Annotated in this window: 29 protein-coding genes; 15 read left to right on the top strand and 14 right to left on the bottom strand. The window is 71.9% G+C overall.

All coding sequences use genetic code 11. The annotated features are described in order from the left end of the window. Nucleotides 1-225: 225 nt before the first annotated feature. Complete coding sequence (locus tag ACFPCV_RS19900; protein ID WP_378057740.1) at nt 226-1173, bottom strand: squalene cyclase; 948 nt, start codon at nt 1171-1173, stop codon at nt 226-228. A 321-nt stretch (nt 1174-1494) separates the two neighbouring features. On the opposite strand from ACFPCV_RS19900, the gene ACFPCV_RS19895 reads away from it, so the two are divergent. After that, on the top strand, nt 1495-1941 hold the full coding sequence (locus ACFPCV_RS19895) for a hypothetical protein (RefSeq protein WP_378057739.1): 447 nt from the start codon (nt 1495-1497) through the stop codon (nt 1939-1941). Between the two features lie 91 nt (nt 1942-2032). Here the strand turns inward: ACFPCV_RS19895 and ACFPCV_RS19890 are convergent, their stop codons facing one another. Beyond that, nucleotides 2033-2575 (bottom strand): DinB family protein, encoded by a 543-nt coding sequence (locus tag ACFPCV_RS19890; RefSeq protein WP_378057738.1) that lies wholly within the window; start codon nt 2573-2575, stop codon nt 2033-2035. Nucleotides 2576-2702: 127 nt separating this feature from the next. Between ACFPCV_RS19890 and ACFPCV_RS19885 the strand changes: the two genes are divergently transcribed. Beyond that, nucleotides 2703-2957 carry a tetratricopeptide repeat protein gene (locus ACFPCV_RS19885; RefSeq protein WP_378057736.1) on the top strand — a complete coding sequence of 85 codons (255 nt, stop codon included), beginning with the start codon at nt 2703-2705 and terminating at the stop codon, nt 2955-2957. A 191-nt stretch (nt 2958-3148) separates the two neighbouring features. Here ACFPCV_RS19885 and ACFPCV_RS19880 read toward each other — a convergent pair whose 3' ends face one another. Further along, nucleotides 3149-3634: a MarR family winged helix-turn-helix transcriptional regulator gene (locus ACFPCV_RS19880; protein WP_378057735.1), complete on the bottom strand. Its 486-nt coding sequence runs from the start codon at nt 3632-3634 to the stop codon at nt 3149-3151. A 65-nt stretch (nt 3635-3699) separates the two neighbouring features. Here ACFPCV_RS19880 and ACFPCV_RS19875 point away from each other — a divergent pair, with 65 nt between their 5' ends. Then, entirely contained in the window at nt 3700-4065 is a 366-nt protein-coding gene (locus tag ACFPCV_RS19875) for a VOC family protein (RefSeq protein ID WP_378057734.1), read from the top strand. A 489-nt stretch (nt 4066-4554) separates the two neighbouring features. Here ACFPCV_RS19875 and ACFPCV_RS19870 read toward each other — a convergent pair whose 3' ends face one another. Both ACFPCV_RS19870 and ACFPCV_RS19865 read right to left on the bottom strand, forming a co-directional pair. After that, on the bottom strand, nt 4555-5226 hold the full coding sequence (locus tag ACFPCV_RS19870) for a TetR/AcrR family transcriptional regulator (RefSeq protein ID WP_378057733.1): 672 nt from the start codon (nt 5224-5226) through the stop codon (nt 4555-4557). A 31-nt stretch (nt 5227-5257) separates the two neighbouring features. Next, entirely contained in the window at nt 5258-6097 is an 840-nt protein-coding gene (locus ACFPCV_RS19865) for a patatin-like phospholipase family protein (RefSeq protein ID WP_378057732.1), read from the bottom strand. A 172-nt stretch (nt 6098-6269) separates the two neighbouring features. Between ACFPCV_RS19865 and ACFPCV_RS19860 the strand changes: the two genes are divergently transcribed. Further along, complete coding sequence (locus ACFPCV_RS19860) at nt 6270-7013, top strand: SDR family oxidoreductase (RefSeq protein ID WP_378057730.1); 744 nt, start codon at nt 6270-6272, stop codon at nt 7011-7013. Here ACFPCV_RS19860 and ACFPCV_RS19855 read toward each other — a convergent pair. Together ACFPCV_RS19855 and ACFPCV_RS19850 are read right to left on the bottom strand one after the other, a co-directional pair. Continuing rightward, nucleotides 7008-7652: a response regulator gene (locus ACFPCV_RS19855; protein WP_378057729.1), complete on the bottom strand. Its 645-nt coding sequence runs from the start codon at nt 7650-7652 to the stop codon at nt 7008-7010. The two genes, ACFPCV_RS19860 and ACFPCV_RS19855, sit on opposite strands and share 6 nt — an antisense overlap. Beyond that, on the bottom strand, nt 7649-8701 hold the full coding sequence (locus tag ACFPCV_RS19850) for a sensor histidine kinase (protein ID WP_378057728.1): 1053 nt from the start codon (nt 8699-8701) through the stop codon (nt 7649-7651). The genes ACFPCV_RS19855 and ACFPCV_RS19850 overlap by 4 nt, the downstream gene beginning before the upstream one ends. Nucleotides 8702-8812: 111 nt before the next feature. Here ACFPCV_RS19850 and ACFPCV_RS19845 point away from each other — a divergent pair, with 111 nt between their 5' ends. The 4 genes from ACFPCV_RS19845 to ACFPCV_RS19830 are packed head-to-tail and all read left to right on the top strand — an operon-like array spanning nt 8813 to nt 12693. Further along, on the top strand, nt 8813-9730 hold the full coding sequence (locus tag ACFPCV_RS19845; protein ID WP_378057727.1) for an ATP-binding cassette domain-containing protein: 918 nt from the start codon (nt 8813-8815) through the stop codon (nt 9728-9730). After that, nucleotides 9727-11181 (top strand): DUF1349 domain-containing protein, encoded by a 1455-nt coding sequence (locus ACFPCV_RS19840; RefSeq protein ID WP_378057726.1) that lies wholly within the window; start codon nt 9727-9729, stop codon nt 11179-11181. Before ACFPCV_RS19845 ends, ACFPCV_RS19840 begins: the two co-directional genes overlap by 4 nt. Next, nucleotides 11178-11903 (top strand): ABC transporter permease, encoded by a 726-nt coding sequence (locus ACFPCV_RS19835; RefSeq protein WP_378057725.1) that lies wholly within the window; start codon nt 11178-11180, stop codon nt 11901-11903. Before ACFPCV_RS19840 ends, ACFPCV_RS19835 begins: the two co-directional genes overlap by 4 nt. 37 nt (nt 11904-11940) lie before the next feature. After that, complete coding sequence (locus ACFPCV_RS19830; RefSeq protein ID WP_378057723.1) at nt 11941-12693, top strand: class I SAM-dependent methyltransferase; 753 nt, start codon at nt 11941-11943, stop codon at nt 12691-12693. Between the two features lie 8 nt (nt 12694-12701). Here the strand turns inward: ACFPCV_RS19830 and ACFPCV_RS19825 are convergent, their stop codons facing one another. After that, nucleotides 12702-13832, bottom strand: coding sequence for a metallophosphoesterase (locus tag ACFPCV_RS19825; RefSeq protein WP_378057722.1), 1131 nt, complete (start codon nt 13830-13832; stop codon nt 12702-12704). Between the two features lie 367 nt (nt 13833-14199). Here ACFPCV_RS19825 and ACFPCV_RS19820 point away from each other — a divergent pair, with 367 nt between their 5' ends. From ACFPCV_RS19820 to dhaM, 4 genes are all read left to right on the top strand, one after another. Then, on the top strand, nt 14200-14439 hold the full coding sequence (locus ACFPCV_RS19820; RefSeq protein WP_378057721.1) for a hypothetical protein: 240 nt from the start codon (nt 14200-14202) through the stop codon (nt 14437-14439). 108 nt (nt 14440-14547) lie between these two features. Further along, nucleotides 14548-15540 carry a dihydroxyacetone kinase subunit DhaK gene (gene dhaK, locus ACFPCV_RS19815; protein ID WP_378057720.1) on the top strand — a complete coding sequence of 331 codons (993 nt, stop codon included), beginning with the start codon at nt 14548-14550 and terminating at the stop codon, nt 15538-15540. Between the two features lies 1 nt (nt 15541). Beyond that, entirely contained in the window at nt 15542-16159 is a 618-nt protein-coding gene (gene dhaL / locus ACFPCV_RS19810; RefSeq protein ID WP_378057719.1) for a dihydroxyacetone kinase subunit DhaL, read from the top strand. Next, nucleotides 16156-16881 (top strand): dihydroxyacetone kinase phosphoryl donor subunit DhaM, encoded by a 726-nt coding sequence (gene dhaM / locus ACFPCV_RS19805; protein ID WP_378057718.1) that lies wholly within the window; start codon nt 16156-16158, stop codon nt 16879-16881. The genes dhaL and dhaM overlap by 4 nt, the downstream gene beginning before the upstream one ends. A gap of 65 nt (nt 16882-16946) precedes the next feature. Here dhaM and ACFPCV_RS19800 read toward each other — a convergent pair whose 3' ends face one another. Both ACFPCV_RS19800 and ACFPCV_RS19795 read right to left on the bottom strand, forming a co-directional pair. Next, on the bottom strand, nt 16947-17519 hold the full coding sequence (locus ACFPCV_RS19800; protein ID WP_378057717.1) for a DUF305 domain-containing protein: 573 nt from the start codon (nt 17517-17519) through the stop codon (nt 16947-16949). 62 nt (nt 17520-17581) lie between these two features. Beyond that, nucleotides 17582-18292, bottom strand: coding sequence for a lytic polysaccharide monooxygenase (locus ACFPCV_RS19795; protein ID WP_378057716.1), 711 nt, complete (start codon nt 18290-18292; stop codon nt 17582-17584). A 178-nt stretch (nt 18293-18470) separates the two neighbouring features. Between ACFPCV_RS19795 and ACFPCV_RS19790 the strand changes: the two genes are divergently transcribed. After that, nucleotides 18471-18851 carry an NUDIX hydrolase gene (locus ACFPCV_RS19790; RefSeq protein ID WP_378057715.1) on the top strand — a complete coding sequence of 127 codons (381 nt, stop codon included), beginning with the start codon at nt 18471-18473 and terminating at the stop codon, nt 18849-18851. Nucleotides 18852-18896: 45 nt separating this feature from the next. Here ACFPCV_RS19790 and ACFPCV_RS19785 read toward each other — a convergent pair whose 3' ends face one another. Then, complete coding sequence (locus ACFPCV_RS19785; RefSeq protein ID WP_378057714.1) at nt 18897-19529, bottom strand: DUF2238 domain-containing protein; 633 nt, start codon at nt 19527-19529, stop codon at nt 18897-18899. 79 nt (nt 19530-19608) lie between these two features. After that, nucleotides 19609-20451 (bottom strand): NAD(P)-dependent oxidoreductase, encoded by an 843-nt coding sequence (locus ACFPCV_RS19780; RefSeq protein WP_378057713.1) that lies wholly within the window; start codon nt 20449-20451, stop codon nt 19609-19611. 130 nt (nt 20452-20581) lie between these two features. Here ACFPCV_RS19780 and ACFPCV_RS19775 point away from each other — a divergent pair, with 130 nt between their 5' ends. Then, entirely contained in the window at nt 20582-21031 is a 450-nt protein-coding gene (locus tag ACFPCV_RS19775) for a L,D-transpeptidase (protein ID WP_378057712.1), read from the top strand. A 120-nt stretch (nt 21032-21151) separates the two neighbouring features. Here ACFPCV_RS19775 and ACFPCV_RS19770 read toward each other — a convergent pair whose 3' ends face one another. After that, nucleotides 21152-22051, bottom strand: a complete 900-nt coding sequence (locus ACFPCV_RS19770; RefSeq protein WP_378057711.1) for an SMP-30/gluconolactonase/LRE family protein — start codon at nt 22049-22051, stop codon at nt 21152-21154. A 35-nt stretch (nt 22052-22086) separates the two neighbouring features. Here ACFPCV_RS19770 and ACFPCV_RS19765 point away from each other — a divergent pair, with 35 nt between their 5' ends. Then, complete coding sequence (locus ACFPCV_RS19765; RefSeq protein WP_378057710.1) at nt 22087-22545, top strand: Lrp/AsnC family transcriptional regulator; 459 nt, start codon at nt 22087-22089, stop codon at nt 22543-22545. Here ACFPCV_RS19765 and ACFPCV_RS19760 read toward each other — a convergent pair. Beyond that, a complete protein-coding gene (locus ACFPCV_RS19760) occupies nt 22542-23141 on the bottom strand; it encodes an MmpS family transport accessory protein (RefSeq protein WP_378057709.1) in 600 nt (199 codons plus the stop codon). The two genes, ACFPCV_RS19765 and ACFPCV_RS19760, sit on opposite strands and share 4 nt — an antisense overlap. Nucleotides 23142-23455 lie beyond the last annotated feature (314 nt).

Here is a 23455-nt window from a genome sequence, read left to right as displayed (position 1 = left end):
CGCCCAGTCCGTGTCATAACCCCACACTAGACTTACAAGGCGAATTTCCGGCGCAGGACACTAGTGCTCGGTCAAGAAAGGTTCGGCACGTTTCTCGGCGGCCCAGGCGCCCGCTGGCGGCGTTGGCCGAAAGCCCAGGTACAACCCGGTACGAGCGGCTTCCGGCCGCCTTGCCAGCGAACGCCTGGACCACCGATGAACGCACCAACCTTCCTTGACGAAGCACTAGCGCGCCGCGTCCCACCAGCCGAGCACGCGGGTCCCGGACAGCGTCAGCCACTTCGACGGTTCACCCTCTGGCACGTCGACCTCGAACCACACCCGCCCTGGCTGCCGGGCGCCCTGCCGCCACGTGCCGTCCGGCCGGCGGGCCGCGCGGATCATCGCGATCGCGTCGGCCATGCGCGGGTCCGGCGCCCTCCCGTCGGAGAGCGCGGCCGCCCGGAAGTACTCGGCCGCGTTGAGCACGTCGTAGGTCCAGCGGAACGGGTAGGTGAACCGGTCCACCCACGGCCCCACCGGCTCGCCTGTCGACAGTCGCCGGAACAGCCCGCGCCGCAACAGGTACTCCTCGCCTTCGTGGCGGGCCGCGCGGGTCGCGTCCGTGCCGCCGGTCGCGACGTCCCAGGCGAGCAGCCCTTTGAGCGAGTTGAGCGTCGAGTGGAACGACGACCGTGTCGAGCCCTCCACCCACGCGCAGTTCCAGCCGCCGTCCGCCAGCCGGTGCTCGCCGAACCAGTCCACGATGCCGCAGACGTCGGCGCCGAGCCAGAGCCCGTTCGCGACCGTCCACGCGTTGATGCAGCAGTCGACCTCGCCGCCCCAGTACGGCAGGTTGTCGTACTCCCAGCGGCAGTGCTCGGCGAGCAGTTCGGCGGTGCCGTGCAGTACAGCGGCGTCCAGACCCCACTCCCGCAACGAGTTGAGCGTCCACGTCGTCGCCGTCCACGGCTGCCCGGCTTCGGTGCTCTGGTCGGCGTCGGCGGGGAAGAACGCACCGCCCGCCCACTGGCCGTCCGGGTCCTGGAGCGCGAGAAGCCGCGCGCCGAACCCCTCGGTGGCCACCCTGGCCCGCGTCGCCTCCCACACCTCGGGCGGTTCGCCCAGGAGATCGCTCTCCACCTGCCAGCGCAGTGCCGGGTCGGAGTCACGCAGCCAGCCGAGCACGTCCATGGCGCGACCCTAGTCGCCGGAGATGCCCCGCAACGCCAGCAGGTGCGGCTGTCCTGCCTGGCAGAACGCGGTGGCCCGGCCTCTCCCCGCTGCCCCCGATGAACCGTTCGAAGTCGCTGTTCGTGGGGTGGGCGTGCCCGAAAAGCGCGCGCACCTCGTCCAGTTCGGCCATCGAGGTGAACGTGAGCCACTCACCGACGCCGTGGTAGTAGTTTCCGTCGGCCCAGCACGGTCTCCCGCAACGCCACCCGTACGTCGGGCCGGTACCCGACGACACAGTGCCAAGCAGAAGCGCGCCATCGCGCCACCTCCTCCGGATCGGTGACAGTGAACAGCAACGCCGCACACGGCGAGCACAGCGGCTTCCGTGGTCGTTCGGACGTCGAGTGGGGAGATCCGGACTTCACGGTCCGGGTCGCGGGTGTCGACGACCTGCTGCGCATCCAGCGGGAGAACGCCGCGCACGATCGCTCGCGCCGGTGGAGCAGCGAGGACGCCCTGCTGCGGCAGGTGTCGGCGGTCGCGGGCGTGTTCCTGTGCCCGATGCTGCGCAACGACGGGCCGTCGACCGAGCCGGAGTCCTACCGCTGCTGGGCGTGGTTCGTGCTGGGCACCGAGGAGGGCACCCAGGGCGTGACGTTGCTGGATGTGGGAAAGGACATCTTCGAGACGCTGCCGGAGTTGCACAGTCCGACCGAACTGCGCAGGGTGATCAAGGTGACGATGGCCCGCGTGATGCTGGGTTCCCGGTTCGAGAACATGTGGTGAGGTCCGCGCGCCGACCGGTCCAATGTGGACGAGTCGAGCGCCTGGCGAGGGCACGATCGGGATCGGGCGGCACCGGGGAATGCCGGGTGCTTCAGACGCCCACCGCGCCGTCGATGCGTTCGCGCAGCAGGTCGGCGTGGCCGTTGTGGCGGGCGTACTCCTCGATCATGTGGACCAGCACCCAGCGCAGCGACACCGTGCCGCGCCAGCCGTCCTCGCCGGTGAGGTCCAGGTCCGGGGCGGCCCCCGTCAGCGTCTCCGCGAACGCCACCTCCTCCTGCCAGGCCGCCCACGCCTCCCTGGCGGCGGCCGGGCCGGAGGTGGCGCCGTCGAAGTCGCCGTCCGGGTCGGTGTCCGACGAGAAGCGGGGTGGGGCGTCCTCCTTCGCCAGCACCTGGCGGAACCAGCGGCGTTCCACGTCGGCGAGGTGACGGACCAGCCCGAGCAGCGACAGGGTCGACGGCGGCACCGGCCGGTCCGCGAGCGCGGCGGCGGCCAGGCCCGCGCACTTTGCCGCCAGCGTTGCGCGCTGTGCCGCCAGAACCCCGGTCAGCACGGTGCGTTCGTCGCCGGTCGTCGGGTTCCGGAACCGGCGGTCGCCCTCGTCGCCGAACAGTCCGGCTCTTCTCGGCATGACGGGCACGCTAACGGTTGGCCGGCCCGCCGGAGCAACCGCGGCGGTGGGCCGGCTGAGCCGGAAGGCGGTTGTCCGGCTCGGTCAGCGTCCTTACCATTCGCCTGTTCTCACCGACAGGGACGCCATGACCAACGCACTGATCGCCAGCATGCGAAGAGCCGTCGAGGCCGCGCCCGACGATGTCGAACTGCGACTCCACCTCGCGGAACTACTGGTGGGCGCGGGCAAGGGAGATGACGCCGTCACCCATCTGGGGGTCGTGCTGGTCGCCGACCCCGGCAACCGCAAGGCGCACGGCCTGATGAAGCGCGCCGTCGGCGGCGCACCCCGTCACCCGGAGTTCGACTGGGAGGCAGCGGAAAACGACCTCCGCGCCTGAAATCCGCCCCACACGCGCCGCGAACACCACGTCCACCAGGACCGGAACGAGGCAAACCCCCAGGTCAGAGCGCTGCTGCCCGCTTCCCCGGGACGCTACCGAAACCCCCACCCTTCCCGGGGGCGCCCCGCTTGCCAGTCTACCCGGTGGGGGTGACGGAACGGGGGTTGTGGATCTTGCCTGTGGACAACTCAGTTGGTGCGCCACCAGATGGCTGCCGTGGGGGTGCGGCGGGTGGTGGCGGTCGACTGGGCCGAGGACATCGACTCGGCCAGGCGGGTCACCTGTGTCGTCAGTGCGGCGAGTTCCGCTGCCGACCAGTCGGTGACAGCCGGCGTGAACCTGGCCACGAGGTTGTCGCGGTAGGCGCGTAGTGCCTGCTCGCCTGTAGGGGACAGACTGATCGCGTAGCTCCGGCCGTCGTCGGTGTCCGGGGCGATGGTGATCAGGCCCTTGTCCTGCAGCGCGCGGACGTGCCGGGTGACCGACGGGAACGCCACCTCGAGCATCGCCGCCGCCTGGGACGGTTTCAGGCCGCCCTTCTCCGTGCCCGCCAGCGTCAGCAGGCCCACGTCCACCTCGTCCAGTGGCTGGTCCGCCACCCCGCGCTGCACGTGCTTGGCACACTCCCGCAGTGCGGCCATCAGTTGTAGCACCACCGAACTGTTTACTTCCACCAAGTAAGCATATGTCGAAACGGATCAACGTCGTTCGTCGGTGGGGAAACGAAAGGAGCACGATTGTGATCATCGCCCTGCCCACCGCCGACCGGGTCGCCGCGCACGCCTTCTACCGGGAGGCATTCGGCTTCGCGGCGTTCGGAGAGCCAGCAGACGACGGGGTGCCCGAGCCGCTCCAGTTCCGGCTCGGGGACGACCTCACCCTGATGCTCATTCCCCTCGGCGGATTCGGGTGGACGGTCGGCAGGCCCGTCGCCGAGCGGGGGGTCAGCGAGGTCGCGTTGTCGATCAGCGTGGACAGCGTCGACGCGGCCTTCGCCAGGGCGGTTGCCGCCGGGGCGGACGTCGTCGCCGAACCGGAGCAGAAACCGTGGGCCTACACCGCCGCGGTCGCCGATCCCGACGGGCACGTCTGGCTGCTCACCTAGCGGCCACCGACGTCGCTGGGCCGCCGCTAACCTGGCGAACGTTGGTGGCCGCCCCACTAGATGATTCATTCCGTGAAGGTCATCTGAAGCGCCCGGCGCGCAGCGGCCCGGCAGGACATCCGCAGGACGGCCCGGCGCCGTGAAAGACGCGTTGACGGCACAACCAGTGCCGTGAAAGGCGCGCTCAGGGCGCTGAGCGCCGTGAATGTGCCATTGACGGCATCGCGGATGCCGTCAACGCGCCTTTCACAGCACCAAAGCCAGGCGCTCCGCGCCAGCCCGCGCAGCGGGGCCCTGCCCACGCAACCCCGACGGGATGGCAGGCAGACCCGCCCAAACCGCAGCCAACCCACCCCTCCGCCACCCCGGAGACCTGCCCGTCCGGCGAGGACAAACCCACAACGCCAACCGCAGCCAACCCACCCGACCCAAACCGGACCGATCCGGCCAGCACACGACGACTCACATCAACTTCACGGAATCAAGCATCTAGTCCGCGATCCGGTCCAGCCACTCCGTCAGCAGCGCCCGCTCGTGCGCCGTCAGTGCCGAGGTGCCGGGCAGCGCGGCGCGGAGGGCGACCGCCGCCGGGCCGGGACCTGGTGCCGTGACCGGGTCGTCGGTGGTGACCGCCGCGAGTACGGCGTCGCGGGCCAGTGTGGACACCGTCAGGTCGCGCCGGTCCGGTGGTTGGGCGATCAGCGTCAGCGTCGTGCCGCAGCCCGCGGCGTGCACGACCTGTGCCGCTCGTTCCTCGCCGACCCGCAGGCGCCCGGCCGCCGCGACCCGGCGGACCAGCTTCGCCAGGATCGCGGTGGCCTCGGTCGCCGCCGGGTTCGGCCGCCCCGGCCGCGGCTCGCCGTAGATCAGCGCGTACAGGGCCGGGTTCGCCAGGCCGAAGCCGACGTGCGTGTCCCAGCCGGTGCGCAGGTCCCCGACCGGGTCGTCGGTGAGGGTGAGCCCGGTCTTCTGGTCGAGGTAGGACTGGAAACCGTGCGCCGCGACCGCGTCGAGCAGGCCCTGCTTGTCGCCGAAGAGCCGGTAGATCGTCGGGGCCTGGACGCCCGCCGCCGTGCTCACCGCGCGGGTGGAAACCGCTTCCCGGCCGCCCTCGGTGAGCAGCGCGGCCGCGGCCTCGACGATGCGTTCGCGGGTGTCCATGTACTCGACGATAACAGGATTCTGTTAACGGCTAGTCACTCCACACGGCACGGACCGCCGCCGCGACGGCGCCTGCCTGCCGCCGCCCCGCACGGGCCGCGTCCGCGCGTTTCGCCGGGTCGAGCACGTTGCGGCCGAACGCCCGCAGTGCGTCGGGATCCGGGCTCACCAGCGCCACCGCCGACCGGCGCCGCAGCCGCTCGACGTGCGCGCCCGCGCCCGGCATCGGGCCGATGCCGCGGGTGATCGGGGCCAGCAGGACCACCTTGTCGTACCCGTCGGCCACGTCCGCGTTCGTGGCGGACCGGGCGCCGCCGTCCATGTACCGGCCGCCGTCGATCGTCACCGGCGGCCACACCCCCGGCACGGCACAGCTCGCCGCGACCGCGTGCACCAGCGGCACCCCGGACTCGCGGTCGAACACGCGGAACTCCCCGGTCTCCGCGTTCACCGCGGTGATCCGGAGAGCGGTTTCCGAAGGCCAGTCCTTCACCGGCAGCCGCGAGTCGATCACCCTGACGCGAGCGGACGCGTCGCCGTCCACCCGCAACGCCAGGCGGCCGATCCGCTGCCGCACCTTCCGGGGAGCGCGGGAACCGGCCAGCATCGCCAGGCCGTACCGGAGGATCGTGCCGGTGCCGAACGTGCCGGCCAGCTCGCCGTCCGGCGGCGCCAGCTGCGCCTCGTACCGGGCGGAGGGGTCGAGGCCGTTCGCCACCTGTGCGCCGACGACCGAACCCGCGGACGTGCCGACCACGAGGTCGGCGTCGGAGAGCGCGATCCCGGCCTCCGCCAAGCCCGCGAGAATGCCCCATTCCCATGCGATCCCGGTGATGCCACCGCCACCGAGCACAAGCGCGCGCCTTGTCATCGGCCCATCATGCCGGTCGGGCTGGCCGTCGCGCGTGACGACGGCCGAGCTGAGGTCTCGATTCCCCTTGTCGTTCGCCGGTGACGGGGAGAGCGTGTTCCCGAGCCGGATCAGCGCGGTTTCACAGCGGTTTCGACGGCCTTCCGCCTGTTTCACGCCTAGCCTTGGGGGCATGGACCTTGGGCTGACCGACCGCGTGTACCTGGTGACCGGCGGGAGCAGGGGGCTCGGCCACGCGACCGCGGCCGCCCTGGTCGCCGAGGGGGCGCGGGTGGTGATCACTGGCCGCACGGAGGAGACGGTGGCGGCATCGGCCACCGAGCTCGGTGCGGCCGGGATCGCGTGCGACAACGCCGACCCGGCCACGCCGGGCCGCCTGCTCGCCGAGGCGCGGGAGCGGTACGGGCGGGTCGACGGGCTGCTGGTGAGCGTGGGCGGCCCGCCTGCCGGGTCGGTCACGGCGGCCACCGACGAGCAGTGGCGGGACGCGTTCGAGTCGGTGTTCCTCGGCGCGGTCCGGCTGGCGCGCGAGGTGGCCGCCGAGCTGGGTGCGGGCGGCTCGATCGCGTTCGTGCTGTCGTCGTCGGTGCGGGTGCCGATCGGCGCGCTCGGCATCTCCAACGGACTGCGTCCGGGCCTTGCGATGGTCGCCAAGTCGATGGCGAACGAGTTGGGGCCGCGCGGGGTGCGGGTCAACGGCCTGCTGCCGGGCCGCGTCGCGACCGACCGGATGACCTACCTGGACGAGCGTTCCACACCGGAGCAGCGGGCCGCGTCGCTGGCGGCGATCCCGCTCGGCAGGTACGGCGACCCCGCGGAGTTCGGCCGGGTGGCCGCGTTCGTCCTTTCCCCTGCGGCGTCCTACCTGACCGGTGCGATGATCCCCGTCGACGGCGGAGTGCTGCCCGGCCTATGACACGCCCGGCACGACCAGGCCCGACTCGTAGGCCGCCACCACCGCCTGGGTGCGGTCGCGGAGGCCGAGTTTGGCGAGCATGCGGGACACGTGCGTCTTCACCGTCTCCTCGGTGACCACGAGACGGGCCGCGATCTCCGTGTTCGACAGGCCCTCCGCGACCAGCACCAGCACCTCGGTCTCGCGCGGGGTGAGGCCGGTCAGCTCCGGCGGCCGGGATCGCGGTCGCTGCCGGGTGAACTCGCCGATCAGCCGCCGCGTCACCGTCGGCGCGAGCAGCGCCTCACCCGACGCGATCACCCGCACCGCCTCGAAGAGCCGTTCCGCGGTGACGTCCTTCAGCAGGAAACCGCTCGCCCCCGCCCGCAGGGCGTCGTAGACGTACTCGTCGAGGTCGAACGTCGTCAGTATCAGCACCCGGGGGCCGCCCGCGAGCCTGCGCGTGGCCTCGATGCCGTCCATGCCGGGCATGCGGACGTCCATCAGCACCACGTCTGGAGAGCGCTCTCCGCACAGCCGCACGGCCGCGCCCCCGTCCGCGGCGGTGCCCGCGACGGTGAAGTCGGGCTGCGTGTCCAGCAGTGCCGCGTACCCGGTCCGCACGACCTCGTGGTCGTCGGCGACGACGATGCTGATCACGGTTCCTCCACGGGAAGGGTGGCCTCGACGAGGAACCCGCCGACCGCCGTGGTCCCGGTGCGCAGCGTGCCACCGACCGCCGCCGCACGCTCACGCATCCCGGCGAGCCCGTGCCCGGCCGGGTTGCCGGGGCCGGGGCCGTTGTCGCGGATCCGCACCCGCAACTCGGTGCCGTAGCGCAGTTCCACGTCGACGGCGGCGCCCGGCGCGTGCCTGCGTGCGTTGGTGAGCGCCTCCTGCACGATCCGGTACGCCGCCAGTTCGACCCCGGGGTCCAGCGGCACCGGCGCGCCGGTCACGATGAGCCGCGCCCCCGCGGACTGGCGTGCGTCGTCCAGCAGGTCGACCAGCTGCGCGAGACCTGGCTGTGGTTGCAGGTCGGCACCGTCGGTGTCCTCGCGGAGCACGCCGAGCAGCCGCCGCATCTCGGTGAGGCCCGCCCGGGCGCGGTCGCCGATCTCGGCGAACCGTTGCGCGCCGAGGGTTCCCAGGCCGGGCGTGGTGAGCCGGGCGGTCTCGGCCTGCACGGCGATCATGGAGATGTGGTGGGCGACCACGTCGTGCAGCTCACGCGCGATCCTGGTCCGCTCACCCCTGGCCGTGTGCTCGACGAGCGTGGTCGCGACCGCCTGCCGGGCAGCCCGGTGCACGCGTGCCTCCTTGTCCGCGCGCCACGCGACCCCCGCCCATCCGGCGGCCGGCGCGGCGGCGGCCACCAGCACCGCGACCGGCGACGGCCACCCGACCGCGAGCACCACGAACGGGACGGCGAGCGCGACTGTCCACACCGCACCGACCCGCACCAGCGCGACCACCAGCACCACCGCCGCGGCCGCGGTCAGCACGTGCAGCAACGCGAGGGACAGCAGGCCCGCGGCGGCCACGATGAGCGCGGCCGGGGTGGCGGGCAGCAGCGCGGCGAGCGTCCCGGCGAGCGCGAGCAGGAGCAGCACGAGCCCGTACTCGACGCTGACCCCGGCGCCGACCGCGCGCACCAGCACCTCACCGGTCGCCGCGGCCGCGGCGACCGCGCTCCAGACAAGGGGCATGGCGATCATTGTCATCGCTCGGCCCGGCCGTGGCGTCACTCTCACGAGGGACGCCCGGATCGCTCGTCACCGTGACGACACGGGAAACCGCTCTCCCTAGCCTTTGCCGGCATGGAAGCCACCATCGAGGTCGCCGGGCTGCGCAAGCGCTTCGGGGGAACGACCGCGCTCGACGGGATGACGTTCACCGTCGGCGCCGGGCAGGTCACCGGATTCGTCGGACCCAACGGGGCCGGGAAGTCCACCACCATGCGGGTCGTGCTCGGGCTCGACGCCGCAGACGCCGGGCACGCCCTCGTGGGCGGCCGTCCCTACCGGGAGCTGCGCCGTCCGCTGCACCACGTCGGGTCGCTGCTCGACGCCGGCGCGCTGCAGCCGTCCCGCTCGGGACGCAACCACCTGCTCTGGCTCGCCCACTCGCAGGGCCTGCCCGCGGCGCGGGTCGACGAGGTCATCGCCGTCACCGGCCTCGGCCCGGCCGCGAAACGCAAGGCGGGCGGCTACTCGCTCGGCATGCGGCAACGCCTCGGGATCGCCGCCGCGCTGCTCGGCGACCCGCCGGTGCTCATGCTCGACGAGCCGTTCAACGGCATGGACCCGGAAGGCATCGTCTGGATGCGGACCTTCCTGCGGGACAAGGCCGGTGAAGGCCGCGCGGTGCTCGTGTCCAGCCACCTGATGAGCGAGCTGGAGGACACCGCCGACCACGTCGTCGTCGTGGGCCGGGGCAAGGTCATCGCCGACACGAGTGTCGCCGAGCTGATCGCCGCCGCCTCCGGCGACCGCGTCACGCTGCGCACCACGGACCGCACGCGGGCCATGACCGTGCTCGGCGGGGCGGGTGGCACGGTCGCCGCGACCGGTGGCGACATCGTCACGGTCGGCGGGCTCACCTCGGCCGCGGTCGTCGGACTGCTCACCGACAACGCCGTCCCGTTCACGGAGATCTCGGCCCACCGCGCCTCGCTCGAAGAGGCGTACATGGAGCTGACGCGCGAAGCCGTCGAGTTCCAGGCCGGCCGGTCATGAGGCACCTCGTCCACGCGGAATGGACCAAGTTCCGCACCGTGCGCGGCTGGGTGACCGGCATGCTCGTCGCGATCCCGCTGACCGTCCTGGTGGGACTCCTCGGCCCGCTGGGCAGCCAGATGAGCTGCACGGGCCCGGACGGGCAGGCGTGCGGGAACGACGCGCCGCCGACCGGGCCGGGGGGCGAGTCGATCCACGACAGCTTCTACTTCCTGCACCGCACCCTCACCGGCGACGGCACCATCACCGCCCGCGTCGCGGCGTTGACCGACGCGGAACCTTGGGCCAAGGCCGGCGTGCTCGTCAAGCAGGGCACCGAGGTCGGGTCCACGTACGCGGCCGTACTCCTGACCGGCGCGCACGGGGTGCGCATGCAGCACGACTTCACCGAGGACACCGCCGGGCCGGAGTCCACTTCGGACCACCAGTGGGTCCGGTTGTCCCGCGATGGCAACACGCTCACCGGCGCGACGTCCGCCGACGGCGAGCGCTGGACCACGATCGGCACCGCGCGGCTCGACGGGCTCGGGAACGCCGTCGCGGCGGGCATGTTCGTGACCTCGCCGGAGCACGTCGAGATCACCCGCGGCTTCGGCAGCGTGGATGTGGCTGGCGGCCCGACCATGGCCACCACCACGTTCGACGAGGTGTCGGTCGGCGGTGACTGGTCGACCGGCTGGCGGGGCACGGAAGTCGGCGGCGAGTCCGGAATGGACACCGGACACGAGGAGTCCGGCGGTGCGTTCACCATCACCGGCCACGGCGACATCGCGCCGATCGCGGCCGACCAGGGCGGCAGGGGCCGGTCCGTGGAGAACGCGCTGGTCGGCGCGTTCGCCGGGCTGATCGCGGTGCTGGTGGTGGCGACGCTGTTCGTGACGTCCGAGCACCGGCGCGGCCTGCTCCGCACGAGCCTCGCCGCGAGCCCGCGCCGAGGACGGCTGTTCGCGGCCAAGGCGATCGTGATCGGTGGTGTGTCGTTCGGGATCGGGGTGGTGTCGGCCGCGCTCGCGATCCCGCTCGTCGAGCAGGTGGAGCTGTCGAAGGGCATGTTCCTGTTCCCGTCGTCGGCGTGGACCGAGGTGCGCGTGGTCGTCGGCACGGGGCTGCTGTTCGCGGTCGGCGCCGTGTTCGCGCTCGCTGTCGGGATGTTGTCGCGCCGCGGCGCGGGCACGGTGACGGCCGTGGTCGCGGGGACCGTGCTGCCCTACCTGCTCGCGGTCGCGTCGGTGCTGCCCGCCGGTCCCGCGGAGTGGCTGACGACGGTCACTCCGGCGGCCGCGTTCGCGGTCCAGCAGACGGTGGTCGAGTACCCGCAGGTCAGCGCGAGCTACACGCCCGCGGACGGGTACTTCCCGCTGTCGCCCGCTGGTGGGTTCGCGGTGCTGTGCGCGTACGCGGTGGCCGCGGTCGTGCTCGCGGTGGTCGCGCTGCGCAGGAGGGACGCGTGACCACGCTGCACGCGGAGTGGACGAAGGTCAGGACCATGCCGGGCACGGTGTGGCTCCTGGCCGGGGTCGTCGCGCTGACGGTGGCGCTCGGTGCCCTGGCGGCGGGCGCGCTGCCCGTGGGTGGCGACCCCGCGAAGTCGGCGCTCACCGGGGTGGTGGCCGGGCAGGCGATCGTGGTCGTCCTGGGGGTGACCACGATCGCGGGCGAGTTCGGCACCGGCATGATCGCCACGACGTTCACGGCGCTGCCGCACCGGCTGGAAGTGCTGGCGGCCAAGGGTTTCGTGAGCGCCGGGCTCGTGCTGTCGGCGGGTTCGGTCGCGGTGGCCTGCTCGGTGCTGGCGGGCCACCTGCTGCTGCCGGACGGGCTGACCCCGACCGGCCCGGTCGTGCGGGCAGCGGCCGGTTCGGTGCTGTACCTGGGGTTGGTCGCGGTGCTCAGCGTGGGCGTCGCGGCACTGGTCCGCGACGCGGCGGCGGCCACCGGGGTGGTGCTCGGCCTGCTGTACCTGACCCCGGTCGTCACCACGCTCGTCGCGGACCCCACGTGGCAGGACCGCTTCCGCAAGCTGAGCCCGATGACCGCTGGCCTCGCCATCCAGTCCACTGTGGATGTCGCGGCGCAGCCGATCGCCCCGTGGCCCGGCCTCGGCGTGCTGGCCCTGTGGGCGGCGGCCGCTCTGGTGGCCGGTGCGCTGGCGCTGCGCCTGCGGGATGCTTGAATCGCAGCGGAGCACCGTCCGGTCCTGGGGAGGCGACATGGAGAAGGTCGACTACGACGCACGCCTGCACGCGGTCTACGCCGCCGGGCGCCGGATGTCGCCCGGCGCGCTGCGAACCTGGATGGACGTGTTCGCCAGCCACCTGCCGGCGACCCGGCCGCTGGTCTGGCTCGACCTGGGTTCCGGTACCGGCCGCATGACCCCCTCGTTGGCGGGTGCCTTCGGCGGCCCAGTGCACGGGGTCGAGCCGTCGGACCGGATGCGTGCCCAGGCCCTTGCCGACGCGGCCCATCCCGCCGTCACCTACGCGGCCGGGTCCGCCGAGCACATCCCGTTGCCGGACGCGTCGTGCGACGCGGCCCTGCTGTTCTTCGTCTGGCACCACGTGGTCGACCACGCGGCCGCCGCTCGCGAGGTGCGCCGGGTCGTCAGGCCGGGCGGCACGCTCTTCGTGCAGGCGAACTTCTGCGACCGGATGCCCGATGTCTGGTGGTTCCGCGTCCTGCCCGGATGGCTGGCGGCCGACCGGGCGCAGTTCCGGTCCGAGGAAGCCGTGACCGGGGACTTCACCGCCGCCGGGTGGACGCCCGCCGCTCGTGAGGAAGTCACCTGGCAGCGCTCGGCGAGCCTGGCCGAGGACGTCGAGCGGCTGAAGCTGCGTGCCGTCTCGGTCTTCGAGCACCTGGGCGAGGAGACCGCCGAAGCGGGTTTCGCCAGAATCGAGGCAGCGCTCCCCACCCTCGACGACGGGCCCCAGTACGAGACCAGCCAGCTGCTCGTCCTCCGCTGACGGCCGGGCTACGCGCCGGGGGAGCGCAGCGTCAGCAACGTGATCTCACTAGGTGCGAACACCCGCATCGGCGGGCCCCAGAACCCGGCGCCGCGTGAGGTGTACAGCTGCGTCGGCCCGTGCTGGGACAGGCCGTGCACGGAGGGCTGGTCGACCCGCACGAGGAAGTGGAACGGCCAGATCTGCCCGCCGTGGGTGTGGCCGGACACCTGCAGGTCGACCTTCCCCACCGACTGCGCCACCTGCCGGGGCTGGTGCGCCACCAGCAGCACCGGCGCGTCGGCGGGGGCACCGGCCAGCGCGGCGGCCAGCTGTGCGCCGTGCCCGTCGAGACCGGACGCCTTCGCGGTGACGTCGTCGACGCCGGCCAGCACCAGCCGGTCGCCGTCGCGTTCGACGACCACGTGGCGGTTGTGCAGTGCCTCCCACCCGAGGGACGCCATGTGGTCGAGCCACTCCTGCGCCTCGCCGAAGTACTCGTGGTTGCCCGTGACGTACCCGCGGACGTACCGCGCGGTGATCGTGCCCAGCGGCGCCGCCTGCGTCCGCCGCTGCGCGACCGTGCCGTCGGCGATGTCGCCCGCGTGGCACACGATGTCCGGCGCCAGCGCGTTGACCGCCGCCGCCGTGCGCGCCGACCAGCGGGTCCGGTCGATCGGGCCGTAGTGGGTGTCGGCGAGCACCACGACCGTCGTGCCGTCGAGCCCAGGACCCAGCCGCGGCAGCGTGATCTCCGTGCGCCGCACCCTCGGCACCCGCATCGCCTCGTGCACGCCCCACGCCACCAGCACCGCGCTCACCGCGACGACCGCCACCGCCACCACCCGCGACGGCGCCTGCGCGAGCCGGGCCACCAGCCCGAGCAGCGACCACGCGAACAGCACCCACACGACTCCGAGCAACGTGTCGCCGGTGCGGGCGGCCCAGTCCCGGCCCCGGGCGTGCCCGAGGAACATGAGGAACGGGAACGCGGCCGCCGCCACCGCGAACACGACCGTGCCGGCCGCGACGACCGGCGCCTGCCACGGCAGCACCAGCGTGGCCCACGGCACCCCGAACAACAGCAGCAGCGCGACGACCACCACGGCCGCGAAGATCCCGCGCCGCGCGACCCTGGGCCGCTGCCGAGTCTGCGTCATGCTCGAGAAACTAGCCGATCGATTCCGTGACGATCATGTGAAGTGGTTTTGGCGTACGAATCCGTCATCAGGCACGACCCCCACCTCTGCGGTCGTCCGACGGGGCTGGTCCGGTGCCGTGAATGGGCCGTTCAGGGCGCTCAGCGCCCTGAACGCGCCTTTCAGGGCATTACCCCGGAGACCTGCCCGTCCGGCGAGGACAACCCACAACGCGAACCGCAGCCAGCACACCCGACCGAAACCGACAGTCCCGGTCCCGGTCCAGCGACATCGGCGGACCGCGGGCGGTCGGTGGCGATCCATGAGGTGGTCGCTGATCAGGCCAAGACGCCGCGCGAGGAGCCCCGGACACCTCTAACATCGAGTCGTGAGCGAGCCGACGGAACCGACCGGTGTCGCGGGGATCGTCGGCCGCACCGTCTGCCACGGCTGCCGCCAGCTCACCCAGTACCGGGGTGACGACGCGGTCATCCGCCCGATGATCCTTCCCGGTTCCGGTGTCGTGTTCGCGGAGAAGTCCCCCGGGGTCATGGTGGAGGTGCCGTGCCCGGAGTGCGGCGACTCCGAGGATCCCGGCTGGGTTCCCGGGTTCGTGCCGCCGGTGTGACGTGGGTGGCCAACGTGGCGTGGATCGTGGCAAGCTGCGTCCGGCGGGCCCGATGACGGCCTGACAAGATCACCATCAGTGTAACCGCAGGTCAGGACGGTGGTTTCAGTGAAGAAGATCATCAACGAGCCGTCCACCGTGGTCGCCGGGTCCCTCACGGGGCTCGAGCTCGCGCACGGCGACCTCCTCACCGTCATCCACGACCCCGCGGTCATCGTGCGGGTCGACGCGCCGGTGCCGGGCAAGGTCGCGATCATCTCCGGCGGCGGTTCCGGGCACGAACCCATGCACGGCGGCCTCGTCGGTCCCGGCATGCTCGACGCCGCCTGCCCCGGCGCGGTGTTCACCTCGCCGACGCCCGACCAGGTCACCACCGCGATCGAGAAGACCGACGGCGGCGCGGGCGCGCTGCTGATCGTCAAGAACTACACCGGTGACGTGCTGAACTTCGAGACCGCCGCCGAGCTGGCCGAGACCGAGGTGCGCACGATCGTCATCGACGACGACGTCGCCGTGAAGGACTCCACCTTCACCGCGGGCCGCCGCGGCGTCGGCGGGACCGTGCCGCTGGAGAAGATCACCGGCGCCGCGGCGGCCCGCGGGGACGACCTCGCCGCCGTGCACGCCGTCGCGGAGCGGGTCGTCGCCAACGTGCGGTCCATGGGCATGGCCCTCACCGCGCCCACCGTGCCGCACGTCGGCGAACCCAGCTTCGACCTCGCCGACGACGAGATGGAGGTCGGCATCGGCATCCACGGCGAGCCCGGCCGCGCACGCGTGCCCGTCGAGAACGCCGACGGTGTCGTGGCCCGCCTGCTGGAGCCGATCCTCGAGGACCTGCCGTTCGCCGAGGGCGACCGGGTGCTGCTGTTCACCAACTCGATGGGCGCGACGCCGCTGCTCGAGCTGTACCTCGCGCACGGCATCGCCGAGCGGATGCTCGCCGACCGGGGCATCGTGGTGGAACGACGGCTCGTCGGGCCGTACGTCACGAGCCTGGAGATGCAGGGCATGAGCCTCACACTGCTGAGACTGGACGACGAGCTGCTGGAGCTGTGGGACGCGCCGGTGCACACGGCCGCGCTGCGGTGGGGGAACTGACGTGGGCTGCACCGCGAGCGACCTGGTCGCGGCACTGCGGGCGGCCGCGGCGACGATCAGGGAACACCGCGTCGAACTGATCCAGCTCGACCGCGCCATCGGCGACGGCGACCACGGCGAGAACATGGACCGCGGCTTCACGGCGGTGATCGCCGCACTGGACGCGAACCCGCCGGACACCCCGGCCTCGGCGCTGAAACTGGTCGCCACCACGCTGATCTCCAAGGTCGGCGGTGCGGCGGGCCCGCTGTACGGCACGGCGTTCCTGCGTGCGTCGACCGCCGTGAAGGACCGCGCCGAGCTGACGCCCGCGGACCTCGCCGAGGCACTCACGGCCGCGCTCGGCGGCGTCGTCGCCAGGGGCAAGGCCGAGCCGGGCGACAAGACGATGGTCGACGCGCTCGACCCGGCGGTGCAGGCCGCGAAGGGCGACACGGTCGCGGAGTTGCTCGCCGCGGCGGCGGACGCGGCGGCGGCCGGTGCCGACACCACCGTCCCGCTCGTCGCACGCAAGGGCCGCGCGTCCTACCTGGGTGAGCGCAGCGCCGGGCACATGGACCCCGGTGCGCGGTCGACGTCGCTGCTGCTGCGTGCGTTCGCGGAGGTGGCCGCGCGGTGAGCCGGGTCGGACTGGTGGTCGTCTCCCACAGCGCGGGCCTGGCCGCGGGTGTGGTGGAGGTGGCGGCGCAGATGGCGCCGGACGTCGTCGTCGTGCCCGCCGGTGGTACGGCGGACGGCGGCATCGGCACCGACTTCGACGCCGTGACCAGTGCGCTCGAACGCGCGGAGAGCGGCGCCGGGGTGGTGCTGCTCTACGACCTCGGCAGCGCACGCATGGTCGCCGAGATGGCCGTCGAGGTCGCCGACGACGCGCGGCTCGTGGACGCGCCGCTGGTGGAGGGCACGGTCGCGGCCGCGGTCGCCGCACAGGGCGGCGCGGACCTCGACGACGTGGCCAACGCCGCGGCGGAGGCGGTCGGCATGCCGGGCGGCCCGGGCGCGGCGGAGGGCCTGGCCGGCCTCGACATCGACATCATGGGCAGCCAGAGCATCGCCGCCGCCGCTGCTCCCGCCGCGCCCGTCGAGGTGACCGTGCCGCTGACCAACGAGATCGGTCTCCACGCCCGCCCGGCCGCGATGGTCGCTCGCGCCATGACCCGGTTCGACGCGCGCGTCACGGTGCGCTTCGGCGAGGCCACCGCCGACGGCCGCAGCGTGCTGGCACTGATGGCGCTGGGCGCCAGGGGCGGCGACGAGGTGCACGTCTCGGCGGCCGGCCCGCAGGCGGACGAAGCGGTACGGACCTTCCAGGACCTGGCGGCCCGCGACTTCGACGAGTGACCTCCGAGCGTCGGGAGTGGACAGTCTTCAGCGCACCGGCGGGTGTCTCCGTTCGCGGCGCGAGGTCAGGAGTTCAGGTACTTGCCCATCTGCTGGATCTGCGCGGTCCGCGACTTGATGATGCGGCCCGCGAGTGCCTTCGCGTCGGGGTGGCGGCCGTCCTTCTCCGCCATGCGTGCCAGTTCGACGGCGCCGTGCTGGTGGCCGGTGAGGAGGTTCAGGAACCGCACGTCGAAGTCGGGGCCCGCCGGGGTGTTCCGCAGCACCTCGAGGACCTCGGGGTCGGAGCCGTGCATGCCGCCGTGGCCCGCGTGCGCGTTCGGGTCGGGGTCGTAGGCGACGGGCTGGTTCCACTCGGCCAGCCAGTCCTTCATCTCGGTGAGTTCGTCGGACTGGGTGGCGGCGATGGCGGCGGCCAGGTCGCGGACGTCCGCGCGGGTCGCGCGTTCCTCGGCCAGCCGGGCCATTTCGATGCCCTGTTCGTGTTGTGGCACGGCCATCTGCAGGAACATCACGTCGGTGTCGTTGTACGAGCCGTCCGGCGGTGGCGCGGAGAGCGAGGCCCCGGTCGTCTCCGTGACGCCCACCCCGCAGCCGGTGAGCGTGAGCAGCAGGATGGCGAGGAGCCAGCGTTTCATGGTGGATGCCTCCAGTGGCACCGGCCGGCCCGGGCGGTGGGCCGGCCGGCTCGGCTACCGGGTCACTCGGCCTGCCAGAGAGCAGGGGTACTCGCAGGCTCCCAGCCCGGCAGCGCCGTGTGGCTCTGCAGGGATCGGTACGTCGTGCCGTCGTGGGTCACCTCCGACCCGGCCGGGTAGGAGGTGCCGCTCGCCCAGGTGCCGCTCGCGGGCTGATCCGCCGGGGGCTGCGGCGCGGGCGCTTCGGCTGCCCGGCCGCCGACCTGCAGGTCGACGCAGGAGTAGAACGCGTTGGGCGTGTCCGCGATGTTCCACACCGCCAGCAGCTTCTGCCTGCCGGTCGCGCCACCGAGGTTCACCGTGTGCGACAGGGAGGGCGGCGGCTGCTGGTTGTTGCCGGAGAACGTCGCGACCCGGGTGTTGCCCAGGTAGTACTCCCAGTTGCTCGTCGAGTGCCGGGCGGTGAACGTCCACGTGAACGTGACCGTCTGCCCGACCGATGTCGCCCGCCACGGTTTGCTGTCGTCGCTCAGCTCGGCGAACCTGCCGACGTTGCCGTGGCAGTTCCGCAGGCCCTTGGGACCTTCGACGGACTGCGGCTCCCACTTGATGTCACCACAGGACACGGTGCCCTGGGCGCACTGCGCCTGCCTTGACGGCGGGGTGGAGATGTAACCGTGTGCGTTCGCGGTGGCCGCGGGCAGCGCCACGAGTCCCAGGGGCGCGATGGTCGCCGCCGACGCGAACATGACCAGTTTTCGTTTCAGGCTCATACCAATCTCCCGACGCAGGGGTGTTTCCGGAGATGTGGTCTAGACCACATATATGGTTTAGACCATATTTGTTACGCAGTCAAGTCGTCGCGGTGAGTGATGGCCCGAGGTGGACCGGTCAAGCAAGCGGCGACCGGGCATGATGCGGGGCCATGACGCTCGCGGACGGGAGCACACCATGACTGACACCGCCGAGAAGCACCTCGTCTACTGCCGCCTCGTGCGGGACGGGGCCGTGTTGTTCCTGCGCCGGTCGTCAGGGGTGTTCCGGGCGGGGCAGTGGGAACTGCCCGGTGGCACGGTCGAGCCCGGCGAGTCGCACGAGACCGCCGCGGTGCGGGAGGTCGCGGAGGAGACCGGGCTCGCCGTCCGGATCGCGGGCGAACGCGGCAGGCACACGTGGATGGACGTCGAGGGCAGGGACCTCCGCATCCACGCGCGTGTGTTCGACGTCCACGAGGACGGCCGCCGGGACGTGGTGCTCAACGAGGATGAGCACGACGACTTCGCCTGGACCGACCCCGCCACCCTCGACCTCGCCGACCACTTCCAGGGGTAGGCCTCCAGCCGCTGCGCTGATCGCGGTCGTCCAGCGGGAACCCGCCTACGACACCGCGGAGCGCGTACGCGCTCCCGCGAGCTGACGGTCGTGCACGCGGCGCAGCACCAGTTGCGCGAGCACGGCACCGCACAGCGCAAGGAACATGTCCCACTGCGTGTCCCACACATCCCCTTGTGTGGCAAGGAACTCGTCGGCGCCAGCGCCGAGGATCACCGCCGACGCCCACTCGACGAGCTCGAAGCACGCGGACACCGACAGGCACACCGCGGTCGTGAGCGTGAACGTCCAGCCGCCGCGCCGCAACGGGCTGAGCCGCAGCAACAGTTCCCGCACCAGCATGGCGGGCACGACGCCCTGCAGGACGTGCGCGAACCGGTCGTAGTGGTTGCGGGACAGGTCGAACCGGTCGCGGAACCAGTCACCGAGCGGTGTCTCGGCGTAGGTGTAGTGGCCGCCGTAACAGAGCACGACCGCGTGCAGCACGAGCAGCCAGCACACCAGGCGGGACAGTGGGAACCGCCGCCGGAACACCAGCACCAGCGGTGCGCCGAGGAAGATCCAGACCACCTCGAGCGCCCACGTGCCGATGCTCTTCGCACCGATCGCCGACCACCCCAGCGCCGCGACGACGATCGCGACCAGCAGAACCCCTTCGCCCCGCGAGACCGTGGTCACCTCTTGATCGTAAGGCGAATTCGCGTTCGCGGCGCGACGGGCGGTCCGGTCATCCCGCACAAGAGGATCGCGCCGCGGCTCAAGCGGGACGGATCGCGCGGATCACCGCCGCCATGTCGTCGTCCTGGTCACCGGCCCTCGCGAACAGCCTCTCCATGACCGCCACCAGTTCGGTGGCCACCCCGGCGCTCGCCGCGGCTGCCCGGATCAGGCCCGCGTCCTTGGTGGCACCACTCAGCGCGAACGCGGTCGTGAAGTCGCCGGACAGCATCGCGTTGCCCTTGAGCTGTGCGTACCCGGAGTCCAGCGGCCCGCCCTCGATCAGCCCGAGGAACTGCCGGGGGTCGATCCCGAGCCCCTCGGCGAGCGCGACGCTCTGTGCCGTCCCGGCCACGAGCGACAGCACCCACGCGTTGGCGACGAGTTTCAGCCGGTGCCCGGCACCCGGTTCCGCGCCGGCCCACACGGTCCTCGCGCTGATCCCGTCCAGCACCGGCGCGATCCGCTCGCGGACCGCCGCCGGACCGGCGGCCAGCACGGTGAGCTGCCCGTTCTCGGCCGGTTGCCGCGTGCCCAGCACGGGCGCGTCCACGTAGGCGACGCCGTGCTCGGCCGCCAGCCCGGCAAGCTCCTCGGTCCCGTCGAGCCCCACGGTGCTGGTCTGCACCCACACGGCGTGCGCACCCATCGCGGGCAACGCGTCCCGCATCACGGCGGCGACGGACCCGGCGTCGAACAGCATCGTGACCACGACGTCCTTGTCACGCACGGCATCGGCCACATCGTCGGCTACGGGCAGGCCGAGCGCCATGGCCTTGTCTGCGGACCGGTTCCACACGGTGACGTCGAGCCCGGCGCGCGCGAGGCTGCGGGCCATGCCCGCGCCCATGATCCCGGTGCCGAGCAGTGCAACAGTTGTCATGGCTGCCAACCTAGCCCGCGCATGCGGTCCGCCTGCGACAGCTCCAGGCGTTTCCGGCCGGTTCCACGGGGGTACGCCGCAACCGCAGAACCGAACACGAGTCCTTTTAGGACAGATGGGAGGTCTGGTCATGGGAAAGCCGTGGAGGAAACTCGCGATGACCGCGGGCTCGGCGGCGTTGGGTATGGCGGCGGTGCTCGCACTGCCCGCCACCGCACAGGCAGCGCCCTCGGCACCGTGTAGCGAACGGGCAGCCGCGTGCATCGACCTGAGCGCCAACACGTCCTGGTTGATGGACAACGGCGCCGTGACCTACGGCGGCGTGCCGATCACCTCGGGCATGCCGGGCTACGAGACACCGCCCGGCTCGTTCCAGGTGACCTTCAAGAACATCGACCACTGGAGCAGGGCATACGACGCGCCGATGCCGTACTCGGTGTTCTTCACCACGAGCGGGATCGCGTTCCACGAGGGCAGCCTGTCCGAGCAGTCGCACGGCTGCATCCACCTGTCGAACGCGGCGGCGAAGACGTACTTCAACGCGCTCCAGCCGGGTGAGGTCGTGGAGGTCGTACCCTGATGCGCGCGCTACGGCCCGGCGGCGCCGGCGAACTACCAGGCGGGTGGCCTGACGCCGTAGGTGCGGAGACCACCGACGCGCCGGTGCCGGAGTCGCAGGGCCGTGGCCGGGTGCCCGGCGTCAGTAGCGAGCGCCGGTAAAGGTGACCTTCAGGCTGTACAGGGAACCGCCCGCGGTGATGAACAGGTCGTTGCGCCGCGGCCCGCCGAACGCGAGGTTCGACGCCGGTTCCGGCAGGAGGAGTTTGCCGAGCAGTGTGCCGTCCGGGTGGAAGCAGTGCACACCGTCCCACGCCGCGGCCCACACCCTGCCCTCGTCGTCGAGGCGGATGCCGTCGAAGCGGCCGAAGTCGCACTCCGCGAAGATCTCGCCGCCCTCGAGAGTGTTGTCGGCGAGCACGTCGAACGCCCTGATGTGGCTGGGTTCCTGGCGGGTGTCCACGATGTACAGGCGGCTCTCGTCGGGGGCGAACGCGAGACCGTTGGGGCGGCAGAAGTCCGTCGCCACGGCGGTGACGGTGCCGTCGGGGTCGATGCGGTAGACGTGGCACGCGCCGATCTCGCTCTCCGCGCGGTGACCCTCGTAGTCGTCGGCGATGCCGTACGCCGGGTCGGTGAACCAGATCGTGCCGTCCGCGCGGACGACGACGTCGTTGGGGCTGTTGAGCCGTTTCCCGTCCCAGTGGGTGGCGAGCACGGTGATGCTGCCGTCGTGTTCGGTGCGGGTCACGCGCCGGGCGCCCTGCTCGCAGGTGACGAGCCTGCCCTGCCGGTCGATCGTGTTCCCGTTGGCGTGGCCGCTGTTCTCGCGGAACACGCCGACCGCGCCCGAGGTCTCGTCCCACCGCAGCAGCCGCTCGTTCGGGATGTCGCTCCACACCAGATAACGGCCGGCGGGGAAGTAGACCGGGCCCTCGGACTTGCGGGCGCCGGTGTGCAGCCGCTGTACCACGAAGTCGCCGTCGAGACGGGCGAACCGCTGGTCGATGAGCGTGAACTCAGACGAGATGGTGTTCAGCATAGTGGCCATAGTACTGAATGCGATACGGTGAACAAGTGGATGAGCTGGATCAGATTCTGTTGATGGCCCTCCGGGAGGACGCGACCCAGTCGTACGCCGCGCTCGGGAGGCTGGCCGGTCTTTCTGCCGGGGCGGCGCACGAGCGGGTGCGCAAGCTGCGGGAACGTGGTGTCATCCGCCGCACCACCATCGACGTCGACCCGGCCGCGGTCGGCAGGCCGGTGCTGTCGTTCGTGCTCATCGAGGCGAACGCGTGGATGGGGGAGGAGCCGGTGCACGCCGCGCTGCGGGCGATCCCGGAGTTGGAGGAGGCGCACGTCATCGCGGGCTCCGCGTCGTTGCTGGTGAAGATCCGCACGGGGACCACGGAGGCGCTGCAGGACGTGCTGCGCAGACTGTTCGCGATCGAGGGGGTGAGCGGCACGCAGACGATCGTCGTGCTGGAGACGGTGTTCGAGGGAGCCGGTGGTCCGCCGGCCCCCTCGGGGCACTAGATGCTGTCGCAGGTCGCCATGGCGAACACGCCGGACGCGGTCGCGGTCTTGACCACCTCGCCGTCGACGGTGAGCTTGCAGGTCACGCTGCCGCCGTCGGGTCCGGTCGTCACGATCAGCTGACCGTCCTTGACGATGCCGGTGGTCGTGACTTCCTTGTGCCACGGCAGTTGTGTGACGGTCTCCTGGTTGGTGGTCATCTCGTCGCCGTAGGTCGAGTAGGTGACGTCCGCGGACGGCGCGTCGCCGGTGACCTCGTACCGGATCACGGCTTCGCGGTTCGCTTCCTCGTTGACGTCGTCGACGGCCTCGCTCCACACGGCCACCCAGAGGACGCAGACGACGAGCCCGACGACGGACACGACGAGCCCGGCGATGGCGAGACCCTTGTTGGTGGCACGGCCGTTGGTCGCCTTGCCGATGCCGACGGCGGAGAAGATGATCCCGAGGATCACGAGCGGCCAGGCCACGACCCCGATCAGCGGGATGAAGGAGAACACGAGCCCGATGACGCCGAGCACGAAACCACTGGTTCCGAGGCCATTGCTCGGTCTCGTGACGGGCTGCTGCGGCGGGTTCGGGGCGTACTGGGTCACGGGTGATCCTTTCGGGAGGGGTGCTGCCGCGAATGCGGGCAGCGAAGGCCCGGTGACCGCGTCGTCCGCAGACTGTCAGCCGTTACGACTTTCCATGTAGTTCCCCTGATCGGATCGGTCGATGAGGACACACCCAAGTGGTCCGGAGGTTCGCGTGGTGATCACCGCTGCCCGGCGGGCCCCTGCCGGGCAGGCACCGCCGGAGGCCGCCTGTCTGACGGCCCACCAGCGGGTGCCCACCGGCAGCGCGATTCCGGGTACGGCGGCGCAGGCGGATGGTTCGGCGAGGTCGGTTGTGGTGCGGGGGCGCACGT

This window comes from Actinophytocola glycyrrhizae, assembly GCF_042653545.1.
GTDB lineage: Bacteria > Actinomycetota > Actinomycetes > Mycobacteriales > Pseudonocardiaceae > Actinophytocola > Actinophytocola glycyrrhizae.
Note: the sequence above shows the minus strand (reverse complement) of the source record. Positions and strands in the feature narration are given on the sequence as shown.